Source organism: Zarconia navalis LEGE 11467 (assembly GCF_015207075.1).
Classification (GTDB): Bacteria; Cyanobacteriota; Cyanobacteriia; order Cyanobacteriales; family Geitlerinemataceae; genus Zarconia; species Zarconia navalis.
In genome coordinates, this window is the sequence record NZ_JADEXN010000398.1 from 1 (window position 1) to 5396 (window position 5396).

At 47.1% G+C, this 5396-nt stretch carries 6 protein-coding genes; 4 read left to right on the top strand and 2 right to left on the bottom strand.

Annotated features, from left to right (window positions below):
• Positions 1–3 precede the first annotated feature (3 nt).
• From IQ235_RS17890 to IQ235_RS17905, 4 genes are all read left to right on the top strand, one after another.
• A complete protein-coding gene (locus IQ235_RS17890; protein WP_264322779.1) occupies positions 4–1821 on the top strand; it encodes an ABC transporter ATP-binding protein in 1818 nt (605 codons plus the stop codon).
• 388 nt (positions 1822–2209) lie between these two features.
• Positions 2210–2719: a GNAT family N-acetyltransferase gene (locus IQ235_RS17895; RefSeq protein ID WP_264322774.1), complete on the top strand. Its 510-nt coding sequence runs from the start codon at positions 2210–2212 to the stop codon at positions 2717–2719.
• A 51-nt stretch (positions 2720–2770) separates the two neighbouring features.
• Positions 2771–3193, top strand: coding sequence for an HAD family hydrolase (locus IQ235_RS17900; protein ID WP_264322775.1), 423 nt, complete (start codon positions 2771–2773; stop codon positions 3191–3193).
• 186 nt (positions 3194–3379) lie between these two features.
• Positions 3380–3652: a cupin domain-containing protein gene (locus IQ235_RS17905; protein WP_264322776.1), complete on the top strand. Its 273-nt coding sequence runs from the start codon at positions 3380–3382 to the stop codon at positions 3650–3652.
• Positions 3653–3756: 104 nt separating this feature from the next.
• Here the strand turns inward: IQ235_RS17905 and pyrF are convergent, their stop codons facing one another.
• Entirely contained in the window at positions 3757–4482 is a 726-nt protein-coding gene (gene pyrF, locus IQ235_RS17910; protein ID WP_264322777.1) for an orotidine-5'-phosphate decarboxylase, read from the bottom strand.
• Between the two features lie 46 nt (positions 4483–4528).
• The coding region (bioB, locus tag IQ235_RS17915; protein WP_264322778.1) for a biotin synthase BioB at positions 4529–5396 on the bottom strand (868 nt) is incomplete at its 5' end.

Genomic DNA, 5396 nt, shown 5'->3' on the forward strand with positions numbered 1-5396 from the left:
GTCATGGCATCGTTTCGAGATATTCTCGGTTATTTTCGCGGTTACGGGGGTAAGGCAGCCTACAGTATCACCGTTACCAGCGCCTTTGAAATTGTCGATTTGGTGGTTCCCTATGCGATCGGGCAAATTCTCAATATCTTGGCTGGAGGTCCCCTCGATCGACCCCTACAGCAGCTTGTGGCAGGGGTTGCTCGCCTCACCCACCTGCCGGAAAATTCTTCCCTAGAACTCGGGGTCTTGTTGGGGTTGGTGTTTCTCGTCACCGTCGTTCGGGCCCCCGTGCAATCCTGGCAGGCGGGATGGTATCACTGGGCAATTTCTTTGTCGGCACGTCGCGATCGCGCTCGCCAAAGTATCGCCAAAATCCTCACCCTCCCCCTCTCGTTCTACGAAGAAAACAATCCCGGACGGATTGCCGGACGGGTATCGCGGGGATTGGAAAATCATACTTGGATGTACCCGGAAATTGCCGGACAACTGATTCCGAAGTTGATGCGGGTATTGGGTATTTTCGTCGCCATTTGGTTCATCGAGAAGCGAATCGCGATCGCATTTCTGGTGTCGTTTGTCCTCATTCTCGGCTTCAGTCTCAAATCTCTGCGATCGATTATCCAGCGCGAAAAACTAATCGATAAATATATGGAGGGAACCGAAAGCCGCACTTCGGAACTGGTGACCAATATCAAAACCGTTAAAGCCTTTGCCACGGAAGCCAGAGAACTCGATCGGCAGAATCGGCGATTGGCGCGGGAACACAATATTGTCGTCAATCGGATTCACCGCAGCTACGTGGTGTTAACCACTTGGCAGCGAAGTTTCGTCCAAATTTGCGTGTTCGGTCTCTTGGTTTCGACCCTATTTGCCACCCTCCAAGGTCGAATTTCTTTGGGACATTTCATCACCACGCTAACGATTTCGAGTATGGCTTATGCAGAACTCGATCCTATTAGTATCCTCGCCGAAATTTTTGCCCGTCGCTACAGCTCGATGTTGCGGTTCCACAAGTTTCTCAAACGTCCGACGGGAGATGATGCGGCGAGTTTATCCGTTCGAGATATCGAGGAGAGTTCTTATCGGTTTACAGGGAAAATAGAGCTAGCTGGGGTCAATTTCGGCTACGATGCAGAACGTCCGATTTTGCAAGATATTAACTTACTTGTCGAACCTTTTCAAACGGTGGCACTCGTTGGTAAATCCGGTTCGGGAAAATCAACTCTCGTTAAACTCTTATTTCGCTATTTTGAACCCAATGGTGGTTACATTTTCATGGATGGCGAGGATATTCGCACCCTTGACGTTGCTCAGTATCGCCGACGATTGGCGATCGTCCATCAAGATGTGGATATTTTTAACGGAACTTTGCTCGATAACTTAGTTTACGGCAATCCAAACGTGAGTTTCGATCGGGTAAAGGAAGCCTGCCAAATTGCCAGAGTTGATGAGTTTATCTCCGAACTTTCCAAGGGTTACTACACCGTTGTTGGGGAAAGAGGGGTGCGATTATCTGGGGGACAAAAACAGCGGTTGGGAATTGCCAGAGCATTAATTGTCGATCCCGATGTGTTGATATTTGATGAGGCAACATCGAGTTTGGATTACGAATCGGAGCGATCGATTCAACTGGCAATGCGATCGGTTTTCGGAACCCGCACCACGATTATTATCGCCCATCGTCTGAGTACGGTTCGAGATGCTGATAAGATTGTGGTTCTTGATGCTGGTCAAGTTGCGGAAGTCGGTTCTCACGAAGAACTTTTGGCACAAAATGGGATGTATCGCCGCTTGCATTCTCTCTCGGAAGCTGGAGACTTGAGAGTGTAGCTTTCAGATTTTTTTAATGTGAAAGTCAAAAGTAATATATGTTAGACGGTAAAAAAGAAGAGGTTGACTCACAAAAAAATAAACGGGGTAGGCACGGGGGCACTACCCCTACTCCGTTTCAACTTTCTAGGGTTTATAAGATACGAAAACTGCTGTCAATTCGTCCAATCTATTGTAAGTATTCAGGTTGAAGTTATTTGAGATCGAACCCACCCCTAACCCCTCGGTGAGAGGGGAATTATTGCCTAAAAATTGGGAAATGAATGAAATATTGAAAATATTCATCTTCTACTCCCCTCCGGTGGAGGAGCAGGGGGTGGGTGCGACGATTAACTGGTGTGGCTGAATACTTACATCTAAGAAAATTAATTGTATGGAGTGTTAATTCATGAAACATAATATTAGTGTGAGAGCAATGGTCTTTGAAGACATAAATAGAGTTTCTGAAATATACAGTAAAGTTTATAACCCCACTTATGTTAGTTTTGGAGATTTGGCTTCTGGGCTGGCAGATAGTTCGGGTTCGCCTACTGAAAATGCCGATCGAATTTTCTATGAAGAAGTTGTTGATTTGATTAGAAATTCAAAGACAACTGAAGGTCAATTTGTTGCAACGATCGATGGTGAGGTTGCGGGTTTTGCATTAGCCAGTCTCAAAGAGACTGATGCTGGACATCTTGAATGTTGGTTGAATGATTTGGGCGTACATCCTGATTATCAGGGTCTAAAAATTGGGAGAAAGATCGTTGAAAAAGCGATCGAGTGGGGTTGCCAAGGAAATGCTAAATATTTTCTTTTGGAGTCAGGATTCAACAACGAGCAAGCTCATCATTTTTTCGAAGGAGTAGGTTTTCATCCACTAGCCATTGTATTTCATCGCGTTGCTCCGCTTTCGTAGAAAAGAATCTTAAAACGACAAGCTAAATAAAAATTATAATCAAAATGAATAATGAGTTGTTTTCAAAAGCTCTTAATTCTAGATTTAGATGAAACACTAATTTTTTCGACAGAGATACCCTTAGAGTATCCAGAATGCTTTAAAGTACCAAACTACTATGTCTATTTAAGACCTAACTTCAAATATTTTATAGAATACTGCTTCGATAATTTTGAAGTAGCAGTGTGGACGGCATCTTCGAGAGACTATGCTGACGAAATTATCGATCGCATCTTTCCCGATCGCCACAAACTAGTATTTCTCTGGTCGAACGATCGATGTACTCTAAAATTTCATTGGCAAACTGGCGATTATGAATTTATCAAAGACTTAAAAAAAGTCAAAAAACGGGGATATCCACTCGAGAAAATTTTATTTGTGGACGATCGACCTGAAAATTTGATACGGCAGTATAGTAACCTTAATTCGAGTTAGCCCTTTTCTAGGCGATCGAAACGATCTCGAATTGCGTTTGTTGAGAGCCTACTTATCGAACTTTTTGGAAGTAGAGAACGTACGACCGATCGAAAAAAGAAATTGGCGCGATCGGGTTGTAAATCTTGTCGAATTTCCCAATCGAGCGTAAAGTATAATCTGGCTGAGTTTTGCTAGGGAAAAAATATGGAAATTAAAATCGATCGCCAACCCAGTCAATCGAAACTTAATGAGTTAGGGGTTTTTGACTGGGCAATTTGGACGAAAGAAGTTTCTAAATTTCCCTGGACTTACGATGCCGAAGAAACCTGCTACTTTCTCGAAGGCGATGTCGTCGTCACTCCCGAAGGTGGCGAACCAGTCGAAATGGGAAAAGGCGATCTCGTCACGTTTCCCGTAGGAATGTCTTGTACTTGGAATATCCGCGCTGATGTGAAAAAACATTATCAGTTTGCCTAAGCATTTCTCAAATTTTATAGATTTTCATGAAAGTAGAAACCAGGCACTTACCAACGGGGTAGGCACGGGGGCACTACCCCTACAGTTTTTAACATTTTAAGGACTTAGGTCAATTCCTCGCAAATGCGATCGAATGCCGCTGCGGGGTCTTCTGACGCGGTAATGGGGCGACCGATGACTAAATAATCGGCCCCAGCCTTCAATGCATCCGCTGGGGTGGTGGCGCGGCGCTGGTCTCCCAAATTCGCCCAAGTGGGTCGAACCCCCGGACAGACCAAAAGGAAGTCATCGCCGCACACTCGCCGCAACTGCGCCACTTCTTTTGGCGAACAAACTGCCCCAGCCATTCCCGACTCTTGTGCCAGTAGCGCCATTTGTAGGGCGTATTCAGGCAACTCCAGGGGGATTTTGAGATCGAAGGCCAGGTCTCGCGAATTGAGGCTGGTTAAGACGGTAATCGCGATCGGTTTGGGGGGTTCGACGTTTGCTGTTGCTGCCCCTTCCCGAACGGCTTCAACAGCCCCTTTGAGGGCAGAACGTCCAGCAGTAGCATGAATGGTCAGTAAATCCACCCCGTAGCGGGCTGCGGCCCGACAAGCCCCGGCGACGGTGTTGGGAATATCGTGCAATTTTAAATCGAGGAAAATGCGCTTATTCCGTTCTTTGAGCATCGGCAGTAGGGTGGGGCCGGTACTGACAAAAAGCTCTAACCCCACTTTCCAGAACGAGACTTGAGGCAGGGAATCGATTAAAGCAACGGCTTCGGTTTCTGTGGAAACATCCAGGGGAACGATAATGCGATCGGTCACTGATATCGATTTTGAAACCATACTTTCTGAAGGGAGAGACTTTTGAATTCGGAATCTTACACCCTCATTAAACGATCGAGGGTTCGTTAGAACTCGACGATCGCACGCCGGGACTGGCAGTCGCTTCGAGAGAGGCTTCTAACTCTTCGAGGGGATTGCCTTCGAGGATGCTACCATCGGCTGCCTCCAGAACGAATCCCGCATCGCGAATCATCTCGAAATCCCGTCGCGCCGTCTGTCCGGGAGTGGTGAGATAATCGCCGATAAATATCGAGTTCGCCGCATACAATCCCAGGGGTTGGAGCGATCGCAAATGCACTTCTCGTCCCCCAGCAATGCGAATTTCTTGACTCGGCAGAATCAGACGGAACAAACACAGCAAGCGCAGACAGTGTCGGGGATCGAGTTCGCCGCGTCCGGCAAAGGGGGTACCCTCAATGGGAATCAGAAAATTGATCGGTACGCTGGTGACGTTTAGTTCGCGCAGGGAGTAGGCTAAATCGATCGCGTCGTCATCGGATTCCCCCAGACCCAAAATTCCCCCGGAACAGGTTGTCATCCCAGCGGTTTGGACGTTTTTAACCGTATTGAGGCGATCGTCGAAGGTGTGGGTGGTGCAGATTTGGGGATGGAAGTTCTCGGAGGTATTGAGATTATGGTTGACCCGATCGACCCCAGCTTCGGCGAGGCGGGACGTTTGCTGGGCATCGAGGAGTCCCAAACAGGCGCAAATCTTCAAATCGTGGCTGGATTTGACCGATCGCACCGCATCCAAAACCTTCTCAAAAACCGACTCCGACGGAGATCGCCCGGAAATCACCATGCAAAACGTTCCCGCCTTCAATTTTGCCGCCCGATCGGCCGCATCGAGAATTTTTTGACGCGCCAACATCGGGTATTTCTCAATTTCGGCAGCGGAAATTTTCGACTGGGAA

Coding starts and splice junctions, on each gene's coding strand:
- IQ235_RS17890 (WP_264322779.1), top strand. CDS start 4: ATGGCATCGTTTCGAGATATTCTCGGTTATTTTCGCGGTTACGGGGGT.
- IQ235_RS17895 (WP_264322774.1), top strand. CDS start 2,210: ATGAAACATAATATTAGTGTGAGAGCAATGGTCTTTGAAGACATAAAT.
- IQ235_RS17900 (WP_264322775.1), top strand. CDS start 2,771: ATGAGTTGTTTTCAAAAGCTCTTAATTCTAGATTTAGATGAAACACTA.
- IQ235_RS17905 (WP_264322776.1), top strand. CDS start 3,380: ATGGAAATTAAAATCGATCGCCAACCCAGTCAATCGAAACTTAATGAG.
- pyrF (WP_264322777.1), bottom strand. CDS start 4,482: ATGGTTTCAAAATCGATATCAGTGACCGATCGCATTATCGTTCCCCTG.